Origin of the sequence: Bifidobacterium boum (genome assembly GCF_000741535.1) — a bacterium.
GTDB classification, from domain to species: Bacteria; Actinomycetota; Actinomycetes; order Actinomycetales; family Bifidobacteriaceae; genus Bifidobacterium; species Bifidobacterium boum.
Map to the genome: position 1 here is coordinate 194689 of NZ_JGYQ01000002.1, position 21252 is coordinate 215940.

At 54.2% G+C, this 21252-nt stretch carries 11 protein-coding genes; 6 read left to right on the forward strand and 5 right to left on the reverse strand.

All coding sequences use genetic code 11. From position 1 onward, the window contains the following. Positions 1 to 214 precede the first annotated feature (214 nt). Positions 215 to 1684, forward strand: a complete 1470-nt coding sequence (locus tag BBOU_RS00855; protein WP_081815521.1) for an MFS transporter — start codon at positions 215 to 217, stop codon at positions 1682 to 1684. 327 nt (positions 1685 to 2011) lie between these two features. Here the strand turns inward: BBOU_RS00855 and BBOU_RS00860 are convergent, their stop codons facing one another. Next, entirely contained in the window at positions 2012 to 3811 is a 1800-nt protein-coding gene (locus tag BBOU_RS00860; RefSeq protein ID WP_026503001.1) for an ATP-binding cassette domain-containing protein, read from the reverse strand. 601 nt (positions 3812 to 4412) lie between these two features. On the opposite strand from BBOU_RS00860, the gene BBOU_RS00865 reads away from it, so the two are divergent. Next, positions 4413 to 5555 (forward strand): hypothetical protein, encoded by a 1143-nt coding sequence (locus BBOU_RS00865; protein ID WP_152595631.1) that lies wholly within the window; start codon positions 4413 to 4415, stop codon positions 5553 to 5555. A 291-nt stretch (positions 5556 to 5846) separates the two neighbouring features. Here the strand turns inward: BBOU_RS00865 and BBOU_RS00870 are convergent, their stop codons facing one another. Next, positions 5847 to 6068, reverse strand: coding sequence for a hypothetical protein (locus BBOU_RS00870; protein WP_026503002.1), 222 nt, complete (start codon positions 6066 to 6068; stop codon positions 5847 to 5849). 303 nt (positions 6069 to 6371) lie between these two features. On the opposite strand from BBOU_RS00870, the gene BBOU_RS00875 reads away from it, so the two are divergent. Then, on the forward strand, positions 6372 to 8495 hold the full coding sequence (locus BBOU_RS00875; protein WP_051616771.1) for a DUF262 domain-containing protein: 2124 nt from the start codon (positions 6372 to 6374) through the stop codon (positions 8493 to 8495). A gap of 98 nt (positions 8496 to 8593) precedes the next feature. On the opposite strand, the gene BBOU_RS00880 is transcribed toward BBOU_RS00875, so the two are convergent. The 3 genes from BBOU_RS00880 to BBOU_RS00890 form a co-directional block, all read right to left on the reverse strand. Then, positions 8594 to 12031, reverse strand: a complete 3438-nt coding sequence (locus BBOU_RS00880) for a DEAD/DEAH box helicase family protein (RefSeq protein ID WP_026503003.1) — start codon at positions 12029 to 12031, stop codon at positions 8594 to 8596. Positions 12032 to 12033: 2 nt separating this feature from the next. Further along, positions 12034 to 14004, reverse strand: coding sequence for an Eco57I restriction-modification methylase domain-containing protein (locus tag BBOU_RS00885; RefSeq protein ID WP_026503004.1), 1971 nt, complete (start codon positions 14002 to 14004; stop codon positions 12034 to 12036). A 120-nt stretch (positions 14005 to 14124) separates the two neighbouring features. Further along, positions 14125 to 18402, reverse strand: coding sequence for a YobI family P-loop NTPase (locus BBOU_RS00890; RefSeq protein ID WP_026503005.1), 4278 nt, complete (start codon positions 18400 to 18402; stop codon positions 14125 to 14127). A gap of 533 nt (positions 18403 to 18935) precedes the next feature. Here BBOU_RS00890 and BBOU_RS08970 point away from each other — a divergent pair. The 3 genes from BBOU_RS08970 to BBOU_RS08735 all read left to right on the forward strand — a co-directional run bounded on the left by BBOU_RS08970 (position 18936) and on the right by BBOU_RS08735 (position 20972). Then, complete coding sequence (locus tag BBOU_RS08970; protein ID WP_238551920.1) at positions 18936 to 19691, forward strand: methyltransferase; 756 nt, start codon at positions 18936 to 18938, stop codon at positions 19689 to 19691. Between the two features lie 512 nt (positions 19692 to 20203). Further along, positions 20204 to 20680: a nucleotide-binding protein gene (locus BBOU_RS00900; protein WP_051616773.1), complete on the forward strand. Its 477-nt coding sequence runs from the start codon at positions 20204 to 20206 to the stop codon at positions 20678 to 20680. Beyond that, positions 20643 to 20972 carry a hypothetical protein gene (locus tag BBOU_RS08735; RefSeq protein WP_051616776.1) on the forward strand — a complete coding sequence of 110 codons (330 nt, stop codon included), beginning with the start codon at positions 20643 to 20645 and terminating at the stop codon, positions 20970 to 20972. The genes BBOU_RS00900 and BBOU_RS08735 overlap by 38 nt, the downstream gene beginning before the upstream one ends. The last annotated feature ends 280 nt before the right edge of the window (positions 20973 to 21252 follow it).

Consider the following 21252-nt stretch of genomic DNA (forward strand, 5'->3'; position numbering starts at 1 on the left):
CCGCGCAAACCGCGCCTCCTGCAAACCCGATACCGGCCGGCACGCGCGAGCAGGCAAGCCGCCGCACAACAGACGACACATGACAGCGCATAGCAACGTATCGGTCCGGACACGGCTCACGACCTGTGACGGCAACCGACGATGCACGACGGCAAACGACGATAAACGATGACAGATGACGACAAATGACGACAACGCCACGACAAGGAGCACGATGCCCGAAAGCACACAGCAACAACCGAAACCCGCAGACAGCACGGAGCATAACCCCGACCTGCGCCCCGCAAACCGCGACACAGCCGACTCCCCCGTCCCTTGGCGCACGCGCGCGGCCATCGCGTCCATCGGCATGCTCTCCTTCGTCGGGATTCTCATCGAAACCTCGATGACCGTGGACTTCCCGGTGCTCATCCGCAGCATGCATGTACCGCTGACCACCGTGCAATGGCTCGCCACCGGGTATCTGCTGCTGGTGACTATCGTCATGGGCAGCACCGCATACTTGCTCAAACGGTTCAATCCCCGCGCACTGTTCTTCTTCGCGCTCGCCACGAGTATCATCGGCTCGCTCATCTGCCTGGTTGCCCCCGGATTCGCCCTGCTGCTGTTCGGGCGCATGCTCCAGGCAATCGCCACAGGCATCGCCACACCCCTGATGTTCCAGACGATTTTCACCCAAGTACCCGTACGCAAGCTCGGCGTGTACACCGGCTTCGCCGCCGTGATCATCTCCTTGGCACCGGCGCTCGGACCCTCGTATGGCGGCATTATGACCAGCGTATGGTCTTGGCGCGCGATTTTCGTAGGCGTCCTCCCCCTGTTCGTATGCATCGGCATCGCCGGCTCGTTCACCATCCACGGTACGGCGCCGGGTGTTGACGGCCAACGCTTTGACATCATCGGGCTCACGGTCTTGTCCTGCGTGTTCTTGGGATTGCTTGTCGCAGTCAACGAGGCCGGACGGGGCGGCTGGCTGTCCCCGCGGTTCTGGATCGGCCTGCTCATCGTGCTGGCATTGATAGCCGTCATGGTGTGGCATGCCCGTCATGGCGCGCGCAGGCTGTTCGATTATTCGATTCTGGACAACCGGATGGTGAGACTGCGTCTGTTCTCATATTTCGGCATGCAGTTCATCAATATCGGCATTTCGATTGTGTTCCCGCTTTACGTGCAGGACGTACTCGGCGATTCCGCGATGACAGTGGGTCTTATGCTGCTGCCGGGTTCGCTGATCGGTTCGTTTGCCGCACCCTTCGCCGGACAGGCCTACGACCGTTCCGGTTTGCGCCGGCCGATCACCGTCAGCATCACGCTCATGGTACTGGCGTTGGGATTGCTCACGGGGTTCGCCGAATCGCTGACCGTTGTGTTGACCGGCATCTTCTATGCGCTGCTCAGAATCGGTTTCAATATCGGATTCGGCATCACGATGTCCGACGCAAGTAAATATGTCGCGCCGCGGCAGAAGTCCGACCAGAACTCCTTGTTCTCGATGATGCAGCAATTCGCCGGTTCACTCGGCACCGCGGTCATGAGTGCGGTGATCGCCGCGCAGACCCTGCACATGCCTGTAAGTTCTGCAACTGTGAGTGGCAGCCGTATCGATTTCATCATCCTGCTGGTGTTGGCGCTGGCGATCGGTGCTTGTGTCGCTATCTCCTTCCGCGTGCAGCGGGAAGCGTAAGCCGGCGGATACACGGGCAAAACCGCCCCCGTCGGCTCCTGCCTGCATGCACCGGACTGATACAACGGAATACCGCACGCACGCACCGCCATCTGCGGTATCTGTAGTACCTGCTCAGAACTATCTCATCTATTTGTGTGCGTCATCACCCGATACCACGAGTAGCATCGTTGATATTCCACGGCCGATACTTGCGATATCGACTTTCATGAACACAGATAGAGCAGATACGCTCCGGGAGGTACTACAGAAAGGCGAGATGCTCGCCGGAAGTACCGCAGATAAGCGAAGTTCCGTGCTACCAACCACCGCGTCCCCGTCACTCACCTACGCGTGTACCTGCCACAGCTGGGTGACCGCCTCGCGCAGGAACGGCATGTCGTGACTGACGACGATGACCGCCCCACGATACGCGGCGAGTGCCCGGGCGAGCGCCTGCCTGGAGTGCAGGTCGAGGTGGTTGGTCGGCTCGTCCATGATAATCAGATGCGGGTGACGCGTGACGCCGAGACACAGGAGCAGTTTTCGCAGTTCGCCCGGCGAGGGTTCGCTGGTGGCGGCGAGGATGCGGTCGGGGTCGGCGTTGAGCTGGGCCATGGCTGAGAGCACGTCGCCACGGTCGGTGGGAGTGAGTTGCGCCAGCTGGCCGAGCGCGGCGTGTGCGTCGTCGCTTGTGGTGTTCTGCGCGATGACGAGCCGCGGCACGTCGAATGGTTGCGTGTCGAGTCGTGCGAGCAACGCGTTAAGGATGGTTGTTTTGCCGGCGCCGTTCGGTCCGATGATGCCGATATGGTCGTTCGGCCCGACGCTGAGCACCGGTATGCGCACACCGTCCGGGGTGTGCCAGGCGTGTGCGGTCACGGGGATATCCGATGCCGCTCCTGTTGTACCCGCCGATTGCGCTATATCAATCGGTTTCCCTGATTTCCCAACTTCCGCCGTATTACTGCTCTCGCCGCCCGCACCAGCAACACGGTCGCTAGATTGCGCCAAAACCTGCACTGCCGATTCCCCGAACGGAATAACACCCGCGTCTAGCCGGACGAGTTCCGTCGCATGGCTGGGTTCGATGCCGGCGAATGCGGTCAGGTCCCCGTTGTAGCGTTTCGCAGCGACCGTAATGGAGTCCGCCGCCCGCCGTACGGCCTCGACACGGGCGTCGAGGCGCGCCTGCGCTGAGCCGGCGGAGCCGTCGACACTGGTCATTTTGGCGAGTTTGGCGGCGTTGCGCGCGTCATGGTCTTTGCGGTCGATGGTTCGGTTCGCCCGCCATGATGTCGCGGCGAGTGCCGCATCATGCCGGCGTGATGCGCTTTCGCGTTGCAATCGCGCGGCTTCTTTGCTTGCCTGATCGAGGGCGTGACGCTCCCCTGCCTGTTGGGCGGTCGCGTCGGCGAGCGCAGCCGTGTAGTTGCCGGGACGCATGGTGACTACGGTGATGTTGCTGTGCCCGACGTGACGGCGTTCGAAGCAGGCACATCGCATGGCGACTTGGTCGATGAGTTCGATGTCATGGCTGACGACGATGCCGACGCGTCCCCGGCGGGGTGCGGGCAATGTGGCGGTTTCTTTACCGTTGCTCTCATCGTGATGCTGCCCGTTCGCGGTGGGCATGGCGGTGGTTGCCAGGGCATGGCGTTGTCCGGTGAAGTCGAGCATGGCTTGGGCGATGGCGTTCCGGGTCGGAGCGTCAACGTGGTTGGTCGGTTCGTCGAGAATCAGGACGTCGGGGTGCGCTGCAAGCGCGCACGCGATTTGCAACCGTTTGCGTTCCCCGCCTGAGAGCGTGTCGTACCGGTACGGCCAGTCGTCCGCGATGCCGAGCGTGCCGCGTATCGCTATGGTTTCCGGGCTCCAGTCGGCGGAGAAATCATCCAAGTTGTCAGGCACGGCGGCGACATCCTGCGGGCAGAACGCGATGACCGCGTCCGATGGGCTGACTTGCCCGCGTTCCGGAGTGAGCTTGCCTTGTGCGATGTGCATGAGCGTGGATTTGCCGATGCCGTTGTCGCCGAGCACGGCGGTCCAGCCGGGTGCGAACGTGACAGTAACGTCTTCGAAAATCGGTTCCGGCGCCCCGGGGTATGTGTAGGTGATATGTGACAGATTCAATGCGGTGATAGACATGCTGTGGTCGATACTGACAGAGACGGTGGACGGGGCATCGGCCTGGCGTGCGATGCAGCAGTCGCAACACAGCGAGATTGCGACCGGAAACTGTACCTAGGGGCGTTAGCAGCCCGCCATGCGACTCCACAGTCGCAACGCTACGAGAGAATATGCAGTATGACCGTACTATTGGGCACTATCTTGTCGCCGTGCGACACCACACTCACACCACGACGAGATAGCAATCAGAATGGCCGTACCAATGGTCGCTTTCAGCCCGCCGTGCTACACCACACTCACGCCACAACCTGATTGCCTGCGCCCCTCAACCTCAACAGGAGATACCTCACCACAGTGCGAGCAGACCATTACACAGCGGCAAGGTAGAGTTGCGATAATCGTTACTCGCCGCCCCGAACAATAAGCCAAATCCGGCGTAAGATACTGCCGAAGGAGAGATTGCCGGGAGACGTATCGAGGGGTGAGGGATTTGCCGATTACATGCATTCTGGTCATTGCCGTCTTGGTAACCATCGATGCATTCATCGGATTTCAGGCGTCAGGTCGTCAGTATTCCGAAACCCCCGCTACGTCGACGACCAAGTTCCGGATTGCATGTGTGCTGATAGCCGTTGTCTCCGGCATCCCCTCGTGGTATGCCGTGCTGTTCGACTTTCTATATTTTGTGTCGATCGCCAACGGAGTATCTACCGGTAATGGTTCCGGCGAAAATACGCTCTACACCTCCAAACCGGACACAGTAATCGCATGCGCATCAATAATCACGCTGCTGCTGTTGCTCATCCCAGGGCATACGGTGACGGCATGCAGACGCCACGCCGACGCCGCCTGGCTGGATGAACACGATCCCGGCCCGCTGCATGACGCCGTCACCGAATATGGCATCGAGCCGGCGCCGCCGGACGAAATGACGTATCACGGGTATCACATAGTGACGCAAGATGCGTCCAAGAAACTATATGGGGCTTCGCTGGGCGAAGCATATCACGCTGCAATGGGCATGAATCTGGGTGAGGCGCACTACCGGGGGCAACTGTACGGATTCCCGGGCAGCGGACTTGAACACAGCGGTTACGGCCAACGAGGCATCTCCTCAGGCATGATTGGCGAGAAGATCTTGGCTGGAATCATCGCTGCGTTCAACAAGAACGGCAACCTCAATGTCATCGGGTTTTACAGCCTTTATGGTTTGGACCGCAACGGCCGTAGAACGAACGCCGACATTGACTGCGTGCTGCTCGGCATGGATTATGAAGGACGATTACATGCCTGGTTTGTTGACGCCAAGTATTACAAGGGCGGCAAGGACACCAAATACATTTGCATGGGCAACAGCACGATTGCGCGAATCAGCAAATCTCAGCATGCGTTCGTGACCGGTCCGGACGGGCGAGTCACACTTGCGACATCGTCGAATATGTTGCACCAGCAATCCATGTGGGAGCCGCTGCTCAGAAAGCACAACATCGACGCACAATGGGTTATCTGCTTTGTCCCCGGTCCCGAAGGCACACCGGATGTCAGTAACCTGCAGTGGGCAGCCGACAGGCACGTGCGTTACGACCCTGATTCCCCATCCGGCACGTCCGCCGAATACCAAGGCATTCCAGTCGTGAGTGCTTCACGACTTGTCGGCATTATTCATGCCATGCACCTTGCCGACACCGCGTATATTCCCGATGATGCGATCAAGCTGTTCAAGCGGTATGTGAAGTGGCCGCATGGATCGATGCGACACTGAAACAGAACACGCCGCTCAGTTGCGATTCTGGGTTACTATCGATAGCCTCGACATGACATGAACACGGGATGACTCGACCGGTCTTTGCGGATGTGAAGCGGTCTCCCAACAGCGGGAGCCATTCTAGACAGGCTCCCGTTTTTCTTTTCTCATGACGCTGACGATTTTGCAGTTGTGGGTCGCGTCGGTTGAGTGCGGTTTCCTCAGCGTTGCAGCCTGCACCACATGGAACACGGCAATCCAGCAGCGACAGAGCCCACTGTCACTCAAGCGACCATAGCCAGAAAATACCTAAATCTTGCCTTGGGCATGAAGGCGATCATATTCTTCAGAAGCCGCGGACTGATTGAAATGAGTCCCATACTCGAGTGCGTATTTGAACCTCGCGTTCGCCCATGCTGCTTTTACATCATCCCGCGGGACAATACCGTCGCGTTTGTTCAGCGCGGCTTCCTCCTCGGCACTGACCCTGACGAGACTGTTGTCCGAGAAGCAGAACTTATCTGAATCCATGCAGATGAGTGTAAACTCAGCGCGAAAAAAGCAATGAACGAGTTCGCCATACTCCGACTTACGTCACGATTCGAGCGGTCCTCTACGTTGCCGTGTAGCGTGATAGTCGCACCGCGACTCTCATTTATCGGGCTATCTCGCCGCTGTGCGACAGCATCGTCGCACTCCAGCGAGTTTCCTCCCCAGGCAATCCACAAACTCCCGGCAACCCATAAACCACACCCCACCAGTCACCACCCCACACCAATCACCCCACTCCGCAATACCATAGAATCAAGGCATCACCGAAGAAGGAGACCAACCATGCGGGCGACACAAGCAAGATTCCTTGATCTGCTCGGGGCGGACAGAACCCAGTTCATCATCCCTGTGTATCAGCGTGAATATTCCTGGCAGCGCCCGCAACTGGAGGACTTATGGAACGACGTGACGCTGGCGGGTGAGGATGGCATGACCCATTTCATCGGCTCGTTCCTGTACATCCCTGAAGAGGACAGCACTGCGACGAGCATCCATCGCAAGCTCCTCATCGATGGTCAGCAGCGCATGACCACGCTTTCTTTGCTCCTCGCCGCGCTGCTCGATTATCTGGACGAGGATGATTCACGCGCGCAATTTCTCACCGACCTCTCCCCCAGATCCTTGCGCAAGAGCTACCTGTTCAACGATGATTACCGGGGAGAATCACGGTACAAGCTTGTCCTGTCGATGGACGATAAGACAACCATGCATTCCTTGGTCGACGGCAGCCCCCTGCCGGAGCACCCGGTCCGTCTTCTTGTGGGCGCCAAAGCATTCTTCTCTAAAAGAATCCGCGAAGGGCAAACTTCCCCCGAAACGCTGTGGAACGGCCTGAACAAACTGGTGATCATCGACACGGAGCTCAACCCCAATGAAGACAATGCACAGCTCATCTTCGAGTCGATGAATTCCAAGGGCAAACCCCTCACCCCGATCGACCTCGTGCGCAACTTCATGCTCCTGTCACTGTCGAATGACCGGCAGAACGAGCTTTACGACCAGTATTGGCGCCCTATCGAACACCTGTTCGGGCAGGGTGCCGAGAACGAATTCAACACCTTCCTCTGGTATTGGCTGTCTCTGAAGATTCCCGAGCGCGCACCCAAGCAAGAGAACGCCTATCACGATTTCAAGTATTACGTGCAAAGCCGGAACCTCGACCGGGAACCACAAACCATCCTCTCCGAACTGCTCGCGTATGCGACACGATACGCCCGCATGTTCCTCAGACAGGAGCCCGACCCCGATCTCAAGCGCAAGTTCGACAAGATCAACACTCTGGATGTCAGACCCGCACGTCCGCTGCTGATGTGCCTGTACACGCTGATGGACGAGCACAAACTCACCAAAGACGAGTTCGGCAGGATGTGCGACATGGTCGAATCCTTCCTGTTCCGCCGCATGACGGTAGGCAAGTCCACGCAAGGTCTGAACAAAATGTTCGCCGGAATGTACCGCAAACTCGATGACGCCGACAATCCGCAAGAGTGCCTGACCGCGCTGCTGCTCGCACCCGAGAAGGATTCCACCGGTTACTTCCCCGATGACAGCGAATTCGCCGACGCGCTTGCGACACGCGACATTTACCGCGGCTTCAAGAAAGGCCGACTGTATCTGTTGGAACGTCTGGAGGACTCGTACCATCCGAAAGAGCCTGTCAATACTGGCATGTACCAGATCGAGCATGTCATGCCGCAGACCATCGATGATTCCGCCGCATGGCAGACCATGCTCGGTCCGGACTGGCAGACCACTCACGACACGTTGTGCCACACGCTGGGCAATCTCACACTCACCGGTTACAACCAGGAATATTCGAACAGGCCGTTCCCGGATAAGCAACACCTCAACCCCGGAGGGTACAAATACAGTCCGCTCAGTTTGAACCGCTATATCGCTGATTGCACTGTGTGGAACGCAGAAACCATCCATGAGCGAGCCGCCGCGCTCGCTGATAGAGCTTGCTCAATATGGCAACGCCCCACGCTATCGGACGAAATCATCGACGAATACCGGCCAACACCGAGAGCCACAACCCGCTCCGCCGACTGGTCGATTGAAACTGCACAACCTGGGCTTGCCGTCGGCGGCAGATGCCATGACTTGTTTGAGCAGTTGCAGCAAGCCATTGCGGAGGCTCAACCCGATTGGAGTCTCGGCGTGAAAAAGAATTACGTGGGTTATTACACCAATGGTGGTAAGGCGCTGCACATTACCATCAAGGCGCGTCCTAGCTCCACAAGTCTCAGCATCGGTCTCAATGCCTCCATTGATGACCTTGATGATCCGAACGGCTACGCGCAAGATAAGCGACCATACGGATTCACGGCAGGGTGTTTGACGCGGGTGGATGTGCACAACACTGAAGACATTCCTGAGGTGATGAGGCTGATCGACCAGTGTTGATTGCCGATTGTGCTGTGGCGAGTATGCCGCTTGCCACAGCACAATCGGTTACCGCTGTGCACCCCCGTGCTGGCCACTCACACCAGCATCTCTGCTCATCACTTCCCGAACTTCTCGTTCACGAGTTCCTGAAGCGTGCCGTTCTTCGCGGCTTCCGCGGCATCCGCCTGCACAAAATGCGTGGTGGATGCCTTGAGCTGGTCATTGAACCCGAGGATGTAATTGGTTGCAATCAGGTAGATGATGCGCGTCGGCGCCATGCCATACACCTGATGTTCGAAGATATGTCTGATGCGTTCGCCGCCGTCCGGGAACAGCTGCTTCATGCGCTCGCTGCGGTACAAACGCTTTACGATCTCGGCGATGTACATGCCCGATTTCATATACAGGTCGGCGAATGTGGCGTCAGGATCGTCGAAGCATCCCGGATTCTCCTGTTCCAGTTCGTCCACCATTTTCTCCACGACCCAGCGCGGAGTGAAGATCTGGTTAGTCTTCTGTGGCGGAATGTAGTCGAAGATGTCTTCGGTCTGGGAATCATCGAAGTAGTTGGCGAGCTGTTCCTTCTTGTTGAGGAACTCCTGGATGGCATCGTTGAACACGGTTTCATCGAAAACGTGCCCGTCGTAGTGCTTCTTCTCGCCGGTTACTTCATCCCGGTAATCACCGCCGTCACGCAGCAAGCGGAATTGCTCTTCAGTTATGCCGGTCACTTCATGGAATACGTCGTCTTCGGTATAGTCGTCGAAGTTACGCAGCTTGAGATTGCGATCGCCGTACGCCATGACAAAGCTCGGGATGGTCCGAGTGAAGCCGCGCAGATGAGCGCGCATGATGTCTTCATCATTTTTCTTCTCATGTTCAGCCTTTATCGTCTGTGCTTGCCTACTGACGTTCTTGATTTCTTCGTCTGTAATCTCGTTGATCTGGCTGACTATGTCTTTCATCATAGTTTCAGCATCTTTGGCGAGTTTGACCGCATTATCCTTCAACATCTGCATGCGCTCGTCCGGGTCTTCGGATTGCTCGAGATTCTCCGTGTACGCCTGCCTGAGCTCCGCCTGCTTCTGGTTGAAAGCATCGCGTTGTTGCTCAACCACTGCATCGAAGGCATGGTTGACATTTTCGGCGAGTTTCTTGCTGTCGCGTACGTTGAGGTTATGCTTCTGCACAATCGGGGCGATAACCTTCTCACGGAACTGCTCTTTGGCTTGTTTCGCCAAGAGGTTGGTATCCGTGGTCATATCCACGTGTGACAGATAACCGGTGTCGGGATCCTGGCTCTGCTCAATCGTAGGGATGGGCGGGATATCCACAGGGTCGATGACCATGATTTTCTCATCGCTGAATAGGTCTTTGACGTCTTTGTTGACATCGGCATCGTCGATGACCGGGTTCCCGTCCTTGTCCAAGGTGAAGTCCGCCGGCCGAACCTCCATGTCCTTCTTGGAATGCTTCTCTTCCTTGGCTGGTTCGAGCTTGTTGAGAATATCCGTGATTTCTTTGGGGGCTCCGAAAATGCCGGCGATGTTCTGGAACAGGAAGTTGCACAGGAAGCGACGTTTGACGACTTCTTGGCTCTTGATTTTGCGCGGGATGGACATGACCTTTTCCGCGTCGAGCTGGACCATACGGCCTTCGTCGTCTTCACCAATCACCGGGAAGAAGTTCAGCAGCCGTTTCACTTGCTCGGCCCTGGAACCGGATGACGCGGCATGGGCGCCTGTGGTCGAGTGGGAAAGGTTCTCCGCGAACTCTTCGAAGATGGTCAAGGTACGCACGGGGTCGAAGTCGAAGACGTAGGCGGTCTCCTTGCGCATTGGCTGTGGTTTTCCGTCCACCTCAGCAGTGATGGTGCACGGGTTCTGTGCCCTGAACGCCGCTTGCATGTATGATGAAGCGCTGTTCAGGTTGCACAGCATGAGCACGCCACTCCACTCGGGAACGGTCACGCCCACGGTCAGCTGCCCAACGCTCAACGTGATGGTGCGGGGATTGTTCGCAATGGCGTTTTTCACCCGCTCGAGTGCGGTCGCTTCCACCTTGTCGGCGTCGTCGGGGTTGACGAGCGACTCACCGTTCTCCGTGAGCGGCTGCTTGCCGTCACCGGCGGCAACCACAACCTTGTACCCTTCGAAAGCGGGCTCCTGTTCGATGAGCTTGGCGAGCGCTTTGCAGCTTGCCACGCGGTTGAGGATCCACAGCGTATGCGAGAGTTGGGCACGGAGTTCCGGCGTGGAGAACGGGTATTTCTCCAGCGTCGTCAGGTTGTGGAGGAAATCCTTGACGGCATCCTCGTGCACGAAGGTACCGTCGCGTTTGGTGGCGAAGAACTCGTTGAGGTCGAACGCATATTCTTCGTTCTCACCGTCATCGTCCACGTCGGCGCCTTCACGAATCTTGCTCGTGATCATGTCGGACATGCGATAGGTGTACATCTCCATGCGAGGCAGCACCTCGTATGGATTTGAGTTCTCACCGTCGGCGCAAGCTTGCTTCGCTTCCTGCTCGTCCACATACGTCCAGTTGAAGATTTGGTCGTCCGCGAACCGGCCTTGGGCGAGTGCCTTGAATGGGGTGCCGGACAGGTACAGCGTGTGTTTGCGGTTGATTCTGTCGAATGCCTTTTCGGTCAGGGAGGTATCAACGCCTTCCTGCGATTCGTCGACTATCAGCAGGTCGAAGTCCAGTTCGCTGATCCAACGAAGTTTGTCTACGCCGTCATACGCGCCGAAATACTTCGAGGTTTTCAACCCTTGCAAAGACTCGAATGCGATCATGCCTTTGTAGTCTGGATCGGCGAAGGATGTGATGTTGTGGGCTTTCAGGAATTCCTGGTATTGTGCACGCGTCATGATGCCCTCATTGGCGTGCTTGCCAAGCTTGGCGTGCTGGTCCAGGACTCCTTTATTGTCTGTGACGAACAGGTACGGGTATTGCCAGCCGATGAATTGTTGGAAGTCGTTCAGCCACGAGTCGGAAATGCTGGGACGATTAGTGACGATGAGCACGTTCTTGAACTCCATACGATGTACCAGATCGTAGGCGGTCAGCGTCTTGCCGAAGCGCGGCTTAGCGTTCCACAGGAACTCTTTGCCACCGTTACCGAAATAACTCTGAGTCATCTCCACCGCCGCAGCCTGCTCGTCCCGCAGCGTGTAGGTAGTGCCTGAGACGATGTCATAGTCGCGGTGAGCGAACTTGGTGAACTCGGTATGCGCCGGATCGGGTTCGATATGGAACCACTCTGTTCCTGGTGTACGCTCCACATGCTTCTGGTTCATCAGGTAACGATGGAAGTCATGATCGGTGAACGTCTCAAAAGAACCATCCATGTACATGGCAGGTTCGGTCCAGCGGAGTTTAGTCAGCACATTGATTGTATGACTCTGCTGGTTAATGCGATCCTGCACTGATTGCGTGGCTGTGTATCCGATCTTCGTCCAGCCATTGTGCTCGGGAACCGTAGGCGTCTGGTAGGCGTAGATCATCGGGCGGATGCGCGTAAAGGACTTGATATTCGGCGTATTGGCCATGATTACTTCATCTCCTTCACGTTCTTCTCGATGAAATCGATTTCTTCATCAGTCAGGTTGTACTTCTTGCACAGCTGCTTGTCGATGTCGGAGATGGATTGGGTCCAGTCGATGTCAGAAGCGGAGGTGAAGTCTTGGAGAGGGACGTACTTCCATTTTGCAGGGGTGATATCCTGAGTTGTTTTCAGAACACCGAGCAAAGCGCGGACAAATCTCGTCTTGACATATGACAGGCAGTTCATGGCTTCTGCTTCATCCGCAAAGTTCCCCATGCTCATGAAAGTCTCAGTAGAGCCAGTACCGGGCTGAGCAACGATAATATCCGCCAGAGTTTCCCCGAAATCTCCAGTACCGCTAGCTTTAGGCAACAGAAGCTTCCATGCATCAAGGTTTTCCACATGGTTGACATACTCGCGACGGATATATTTGGTCACGCGCGTGTTCGCGGCACGTCCAACAATCTGAATATATTCTTGTCCATCATCCGGAATGGAGTCATGGAATACTTCCGGTAAAAGTTCGAGGATGTTCGTGGACATGTCATAGCGATGTCCAGCACTAAGTCGCATGGCGACATTCGGAAAGTCGCTATGCAGCTTTTCGGTCAATCGGTAAGCAGTTCGAGATACCGCAATGGTGTTCAATCCCACAAAACTTGGAGAAGCCTGAATCTTGTCTACAGCGGTTTTCAATTCAGGATATGGAATAAATTGTTTGATTCTTCCAAACTTGGCTCTGGCATTATGGAGAGTTACAGCTATTCCCCCCTTAATCTCAGTATTTGAGAACACCTTTTTGCTGTCAGCTTCATACCACAGTACTTTGAAGTGCTCGTCATTGAGCATCTGCTGGTTCCATGCCTTCGGCGTGCTACCCGCATCAAAGAGAAAGCGTGCAGGGTGAATCATCTCAACTACATCGCCAAGCTGATACGCGGCGTCTAGAAAGAAGTTGTAGACAGGCTTGGCATAGGTCTTATTATCGCCTTCACTTTCTTCTTGGAACGGCGGATTGCCAATAATATAATCGAACTTCATTGCGATACCCCCTTCAGGAGAAACCAGAACCTGACTGTTATTAGAACGCCATCTATAAACCCGGCACCGATATGGATGCTGGTTCTTCGGAACCAATCTCATAGGATCATCAAGACCCTGTGATTCAAAAAGGCTTATTTGCTCATCCGAAATGCTGTACGGCACGCAATTATCGAGCCCATCCATCTGCCATACATTCCATACGATGATATTCGCAATCTTCCGCAGCTCCTTGTCGGTCGCCTCTCTATGCCACCGGTAATCAAGGTATTCCTCGAATGTTGCAAGAAGATTCAGACGCGCGATGAGCAGGTTATCACCTTGAAATTCGTAGCCATACGTATTGCGGAACGCAAGAATCGCCCAGTGCATCCACTCGTCTTCATCCGCTGCATTCTCGTCAACAACACGCAACTTGCGATCAAGAATACCAATACGGTTCTCCACCGGGACAGGCTCCCCCGTCGCCGCATCGTACCGGTTGACCAAGAAAGGCGCCTCACCGCACGTAATTTCCATACGGGTCGAACACACATAGTCCTGCCACATCTTACCCTCCGGGAAGGCGACCCGCTGAGTACGATGACCGGATTCATCAGTGAAAACATGCTGCGCGCCGAACCAGTCATCATCCAACGCATCAATCATCATGGCGCACACCCACATCGGTGTGAACACCTCGGCATGCGTTCTGGTTCGCTCGGATTGCTGATCCTGATGCTTCTGTGCCCTACTGCGAATAAGACCGGCATGCACCCCGGTAATCAGTTCCGGAGTGATTTCGCTGTCATGCGCATATGCCGTGCCGCGTTCCGCGTACATGTCGGTGCCCCACAGGATGTTCCTCTTCGATGTCTTGTCCTGCAACAACAGTCCAAGCACACGTCGTTTGTCGGCGCGCATCAAATCAGACTGAATGTCGCAAGACACGTTCATCCCCTCCTCGCAGGCACCGGCTTCACATCAACATACTAGATTACTCCGGGAGGGGTATTGGGCAAAATGCGGTGTATAAGAACGCTCTGCGATAATCCTGCGAGAAGCATCGATGCAACTTCAACTCGCCGAAGAAATCAACGGCCGCGGTTTCAGTTGATCAATATGACGATTCAGCTTCGGCAAAATTCCAGGAACAGATCTATACTTTTCGACACCGCTCTCCTCTTGCTCGTAATTCCATATTCCTTCACCTGCAGTGAAATCATTTATTGAATAATAATTGAATTTTGCAATGAGTTTTACGAATTGCTGGTTTCTTACATGTAGAACACGTTTTTTATTGTCAAACATCTGGGCATAGGGGTTTCCGCAGTTTAGAATAATTTCACGAGCTAAATATATATTAGATTTGGACAAGCCGTTCTCAAACAATACAGAATTTAGTATCACTAGAATACCTTCAGGGTTCAAGCTCTTAAGGTCGTCACGCATCAGCTCCTTTATTTTCTCAAGCTTTGTTATCTTTTGCGCAAATACCGCTAACAGTGTCTCACTACAATCACCTCCTTCTTGATCAAGATTATTTTTCACAGCCTTCAGCAGATTTTCGTAATTCGCACCCTGAAGATATGTTTCCGGCTTTTCCAGTATCGTCTGCCGGATTTCACGAAGATGATTATCTGAATCAGATATCACATCACACGCTTCATTTGGATTGAGGAGCTGACTTGATACATAAGTCGGAAACTCTTCAGACTTCTTCATCCACTCCAGTCGCGCTTTCCATTTATCAGCTGGAATCATCTTGAATGCTGTCAAAGTATCTGCGATTATCGGCTTCTCGTCCAATAATTTTGCATAGGCATTAGGATGTTCTTCGAGATTGAAGACAGACTTGTTACCAACATCAATCTGTTGGGTCAACTCATCAGGCAACGGAGATTCAAGATCAAGCGAACGAACAAATTCTACTTTCTTATCTATATTGCAGTCGACTGAGGGTACATTCAAGAGTTCGACAGCAAGATTCATCTTGTCAGACTCCGAGATATCGTCCACAGAGTCAAAGGATTCCTTAGAATTCATCCATTTGTATACGGCTTTTCGCGACTCGCTTCTAGTAAAAGCAGTCAATGCTGACAGTAGGTTCCTCGCAGTAAACTGTATTGCATTGTTAACGAGTAGTTCAAAGAAGAAGTAATGGTCGTACTGTTCGCATACCTCCGGAGCCATCTTCTGAGATAAGCCGGCCTTCAATTCCCCGGGTTGAAAACAACTGACTCTGACGCCATCCGCTCGCTTCGCAATCACATCTTTGATTACCTTCTTGTCTCGATCACTGAGAGTAGTCTCAGGCGGATTATTTCCAGGCTCCACCTCGCCATTGCTCTGCGCATCACTCAGCGCCAAGATTACATCACACATCACATCAATAATTGTGTTGTCAACATCATCGGTCGACGTTGCGTCATCGAAAGCAAATGAATACTCCTGATTCTCCAACATGTCTAGATAGACTTTCATGTGCCCGATGACATATCGATAAACGTCCGGTGAAATTGCCTTGATCCTATTGAGGGAAGGAAGAAGACCTTCCTTCAATGAACTATCGAGAGTTCCAAGCGCCGAAAGAAGGTTCTCTTTCGTGAACGAGTAACCATCACGGTCAATAAGGAGCATGCGGAGCTTCGTGCCCACAGCGCTCAACTCCGGAGCCATATACCCAGTACTCCGTAGTACCTTGTCGAGAACTTCCGCCTCTTGCTTTGTCAGCGAATCATCCTTCAACGCCGCTATAGAGCTGTCATTCAGCCGAAGGAAGTTGGCAAACCCTTCAGATACTTGATATTCGACATCAGGAGCTAAATGTCTAAACACAGCATCAAGATACCCGCACAAGATAGCTGGCTCGAGCACATCTGAGGTATCATCCGTCAAGAACGTGAGCACCTGCGGACACCTGCTCGCAAACAATTGAAGAATCTCAGTTGTTCTGTTACCTTCCTCTCCGAGAAATGCTTTGAGAAAATCTCTCGAAGCATTATCTTTCAAATCAGACAGGTATGAAATGACCGGTTTCAGAGTCTCCTCGTCTTGATCATCCTCAGATTCCAACAAATAATTGAGGATGTCGATATTCAACATCCACGCCTGCCCCAACAGGGAGGTACCGCGGGATTGCACACGCTTCAGTACACTCTTGACATCGGCGTTATCAAGATGGAAATAGAAATCAGGGACATTCTCATCAATGTGATGAATCGTAAAATCAAGAGCGTTTCTAGTTATTCCTTCATCTGAATAAACAGTGGAATACAACTTATAATCCTGCCGTAGCCATCCGCCATCAATCAGGTGATACAACAACGTATCGCTCTCGTCTAAGTCATCCTCAAGATATTCAGCCAGAGTTCGACCTGCTGATTCCTTATCATTGTCATCATTATCTGGATTTGTTTTGCATTCTACGTCATGAAGAAGGAAGGTCCAATTCCCAGTTTTCAGATTCTTCAGACGCCTTTCAATCTCATTCTCCTCTTTTGCAAGCGCGTCCCATGTAAAACGGTCGACATCTATGGATCTGCCTAGTCGTTGTTCAAGGGTGGACTTTCTTGGAGACATTTCAAACATATGCCGATAATCGCCATACAATCCGATATGGATTTTTTCATTCTCCTTTTTGCTTGATATTTCTCTCCATGTGCTCGCTTTCTTCAATTGCTCTTCATCATTATTGTCGACACGAAGCAACCATTCACCTGCATCTAATCCAGAAAGCGACACGGCAAATGTTTTTACATCGCGTGCCAAGTCAGCTGCATTGGCATTTGCTTCGTGGCCCTCTGAGACCATCTCCATCTTACGTTGGTGTTCTTGTTTCAACTTTGTCTGCTTTGGAATGCTGTCCGCAACAATGTCCCGAGCTATGGAATATATCTTATCAACTTTACTTTTGCCGTTTTTCATACTTGCCGCATCGGTAAGATAGCAGTTGCGATAAATGAGGAATCCGAGGAGATATTTTGGTGATAGCCCAAGAGCATTCTCGGCATCTTTCCCATCTTCCAATCCGATATGCAGCTTTGCGCAATACACTATGAAATCATTCCGGATGGTAATCCAAGTTCGTTGATCTGGAATATATCGCGCAACATCCTCTAAGAGGTCACCGACACCCTCCATCTGGGTAATCTTGTCACCCAGCGTACGGCGGGCCATCTGATAGGAATTGGCCGGATTCGCAAACGGGACAACTGGAACAATCAAATCGAAGAACTTCGCACGCGCAAACGCCTCTGTGCGTCTGTGATGGTCATCGCAATCATTATTATTGCCACTCTGATATGCAGAGGAAGCGACGCACTGATCATCAAACACCGCATCACTTATCGCGTATATGAAACGTATCACTCTCTTTCTAGCAATCTTCGGGTCATCATTGAGGATCTGGTTTAGCTCTCGTAACGAATCGAAAATCTCAGGACTTTCAAACCTGTCGAGATCTTCAAAAACTACAAGTTCTACTTTCGATTTTTCAAATAAATACACAATCTCATCAAGGTACTGGTCAAAGAATGAATCTACGCCTTTGTCCAGTTTGATAGAAGCCCCACCAGCATCAACTTGCCATATTTTCAAATTGCTATTCGTCAGATAGGAACATGCCATGCAAGACAAGAAAAATAACAATACCGCCAAAGCCAAATAACCAACCATCGGCGCATTTGGATTATTCTTCAACTTCGCATTCAGTAGAGGGAATTCCAACAATATATTTCCGAAAGCTCTAAGCTGCCCTCCGAAAAATACTCCCAGAAATACAACTAGAAACAAGCTGATGCACAATGCGCAGAGCAGCAACCTTGGAACGCTCATTTCATGAATACGATGAAACCTTGAAAGCGGAACATCCTCAGGTCTTGCCCCATACAACAGTTGTTTTACAATCTCGCGCTGTATTTTATTGGTCCGGGGATCTACCGAATTGCTGTTGCTTTCTGGAGTGCTTTCAGCGGAACTTCCGCCGAATTGTCCGTCGTCATGTATGTCGTTATCGATACGGGAGGCCAATGGAGCAAGAGAAATGCTCTTCGTACGACTGCGGGAATTTCGGCCACTGCCCTTCGCAGCGACCCTAAACCGCTTTCCGTCCTCAAAATCCTCAACTACTTTTTCAAGAATACTGCTCTTACCCGAGCCATACACCCCTGATAATGCGATGTTATGCAGCTTACCTTCATGGTCATTATCAATTGCGCTCTCAATCGCATCGACATAAACACGGTGCTCCCCCTCGATATACCGCGGGTATAGCGGCTCTAATTCCGTAACTCCCAATTTGTTATCAGAATCCCCGTTCTCAGACGCGTTCGTCATCTTGCCACGCTTCCACATACCGAACCGCTCTCCTTCTCTCTTGCTCCGATGCTGATGCCAACTCGCAAGAATAGCCTACCTCGCGCGAGATCAAGACCGCTTCGTTCCCATTGATGTTATCCAACTATACAGCCGCATTTGCTTGCCGCGTCAATCAGTCAATGAGTCAATCTCACTCCGAGGCAGTACGATAATGCTTCACGAATCTCTCAATCCAATTCAACCTTTCACTCTTACACCGCTGCGATGTTCATCCAATCATTCATCTATTTTGGCATCTAGGATAATACAAGATTCAATATCAGTTTCAGTTCCGCACGAAATCCTAGAGCTACGGTACTGCCCACTGCGGAAAGAAATCTACCTCACCCCGCCCCTACCTGGCGGTAATGTTGACGGTACGAGAACATCAGCAGCCGAAATCCGTGACCATGCAGCAGCAACACTGTCACCCGAGACGCAGCAGCGCCTCGAGCAGTTTCTGACGCCCGCTCCGATCGCCGATCAGGCTGCCAGCTTGTTCACTCCAACACGCAGTCCGCATCCTTGATTTGAGCTCCGGGACGGGCATTCTGGCCGCGGCAGTCGCGGAGCGGTCGGCAGACGGCAGCAGTGTGGTCGCCGTCGAACAGGATGCGAATCTTGCCGCCGATTCTGAACGCCCCCTGTCCCAAGTGTGTCATAACACGAAGGTCATCAACGCATCGGTGTTCGAAACCCTGCTCGGCCCAGTGTTCGATCGTGTCATTCTCAATCCCCCGTACAAGAAAATCAGTCCGGCGGGTTCTAGTGAACGTCGCAACACCCTGGATTCGGAAGGAATCGAAACATGGTGTTCGAGTTCGACGGGACCAAGCACGGGAAGCTGCGGGACATGCAGGCGGCGAGACGCGCGAAGCACCGGGCCTGGTGCGCGGCGGCACGGACTTCACCCAGGCCGCCCACGCGGTCGGTGTGTCCAAACGCGCCGGGAAGGCCTGGCGCAACGGCAGGACACGTTCCACCGGCCGCAACGAGCGGCCGCTCTCGGACCGGTACCGTGGCGGCATGGACAAACCCAAGCGGATCGACGCCGGACACCTGCGCATGGACGAGCGCATCGCCATCGCCGACATGCACCGCTCCGCCGGCGTCCGCGCCATCGCCCGGACCCCCGACGGGGCGCCCAGCACCAACGAGAACACCAACGACTTGCCGCGCCAGTACTCCCCCCAAGGGAACCGACCCGTCCGGATACACCGAGGAACACCCCGACGCAGCCGCCATGGAACCCAACGACAGGCCCCGCAAGCCCCCGGACCACATGAAACCCAACGAGAAGATCCCCGAACCGATCGACGACACCGCAACGTCAACACCAACCGACACCATCAACACCAACTGTCAGCAAAGATGTTGCGACGACCATTAGAATCCGCCACTCCCTTTTCCACGCCCCTCCCCTCTTGCCATTTCTCTTTTCCCCTCTTGCTTCACATCACACTCCTCAATACCAGCCAACATCCTTATCATCACCTGACCTCGCCATTCATTTAAACGTCACTCAAAACAACACACTCACCAACACAACACAACAACACTCACACTCGCCAACAACACACACTCACCACACACAACACATCAGCCAACCAAACCAAACACATCAACATCAACCAATCAAACAAACACACCAGTCATCAGGCACATCAACACAACAGCCAAACCAACAACAAGCCAAAAACATCACCAAACAATCAAGGTGCCGGAAACCGCAAAGGCCAGAAATACGCGAAATGCACCCAACCAGCCAACCATAAACAACAGCGCATAGGCACCTGATATGAATCATCTCGCGCCCGTCATCTTCGTCACCGGCGGTTCCGGCGACCTCGGCAAAAGCACCACCACCCGAGCCATCGTCCACGCCCTCGGACAACGCCGCATGCGCACCGTCCTCATCGACAGCAACCCCGGGCAACAATCCCAACGCGCCTTCCTCCACGTCAAAACCGGCGGCCTGGAGGACGCCGCGTTGGACAGTATCGCCGGCGCACTCATCATGCCCAACCGGACTCACGCCGCGTTCGCTCTCCTCCCCGGCCGCGTGGACCCCATGCGCAACGACCTTGTCGGCTTGTACGGGTCGGCCATCACCGCCCTGCAAACCTCCAGTGACATCATCATCGTGGACGCCGACCAGGTGGACGCGACCATGGAACACACCCAGCACGTTCGCAGGCGGGGTCATGCGCCCCATGATAGACCTCGGGTTGGCGCGCATGATATTCATCATCGGCTCGTCAGGCAGTCAACTTGATGACGGGTTGGACGCGTTGGATGCGATACGCCAACCCCAGCGCGTACTCGCCATCACCCAAACCGGACAACTCGCCAAACCCCGCCCCGAAACCGGATGGCGGCAAGTCACCAGTCGGGTCGCCCAATGGGGTGGTATCTGCCAGTGGGATAAAACCAGTACGATGATGCTCGGCCAAGGCAAACCCGGGTATCCCATGGGGCAGGAACCCAAGTGGCTCACCCACGCGTGCATGTGGGCGGGCGGCCGGAAAACCGACTTCACACCACAACGGAAGCGGGGCGGACGGTGACGCCCGTCGCCCAAGCAGCCCAGATGAGAGCCGCATGCCTTGCCGAACTGCGTCGGAAAGCCGACCGGGGTGACACGGATTGCCTCCCATGGTTGATACGACAAACGGCACGCGACCCCCGGTTGTTGACGATTCATGTGCGGATGGTGGACCAGGCGGTGTTCGGTGCGACCCGGCTCGTCGCCTGACGGCATGTCGCCCAGGCTGCCGCCTGGTGCGCACCCGCCAAGCGGCAGTATCACCAGCATTGTCCGGGCAGGCGGCAGCGTACGGTTCGTCC

Coding starts and splice junctions, on each gene's coding strand:
- BBOU_RS00890 (WP_026503005.1), bottom strand. CDS start 18,402: ATGTGGAAGCGTGGCAAGATGACGAACGCGTCTGAGAACGGGGATTCT.
- BBOU_RS00885 (WP_026503004.1), bottom strand. CDS start 14,004: ATGAACGTGTCTTGCGACATTCAGTCTGATTTGATGCGCGCCGACAAA.
- BBOU_RS00875 (WP_051616771.1), top strand. CDS start 6,372: ATGCGGGCGACACAAGCAAGATTCCTTGATCTGCTCGGGGCGGACAGA.
- BBOU_RS00860 (WP_026503001.1), bottom strand. CDS start 3,811: ATGTCTATCACCGCATTGAATCTGTCACATATCACCTACACATACCCC.
- BBOU_RS00880 (WP_026503003.1), bottom strand. CDS start 12,031: ATGGCCAATACGCCGAATATCAAGTCCTTTACGCGCATCCGCCCGATG.
- BBOU_RS08735 (WP_051616776.1), top strand. CDS start 20,643: ATGATATTCATCATCGGCTCGTCAGGCAGTCAACTTGATGACGGGTTG.
- BBOU_RS00900 (WP_051616773.1), top strand. CDS start 20,204: ATGAATCATCTCGCGCCCGTCATCTTCGTCACCGGCGGTTCCGGCGAC.
- BBOU_RS00870 (WP_026503002.1), bottom strand. CDS start 6,068: ATGGATTCAGATAAGTTCTGCTTCTCGGACAACAGTCTCGTCAGGGTC.
- BBOU_RS00855 (WP_081815521.1), top strand. CDS start 215: ATGCCCGAAAGCACACAGCAACAACCGAAACCCGCAGACAGCACGGAG.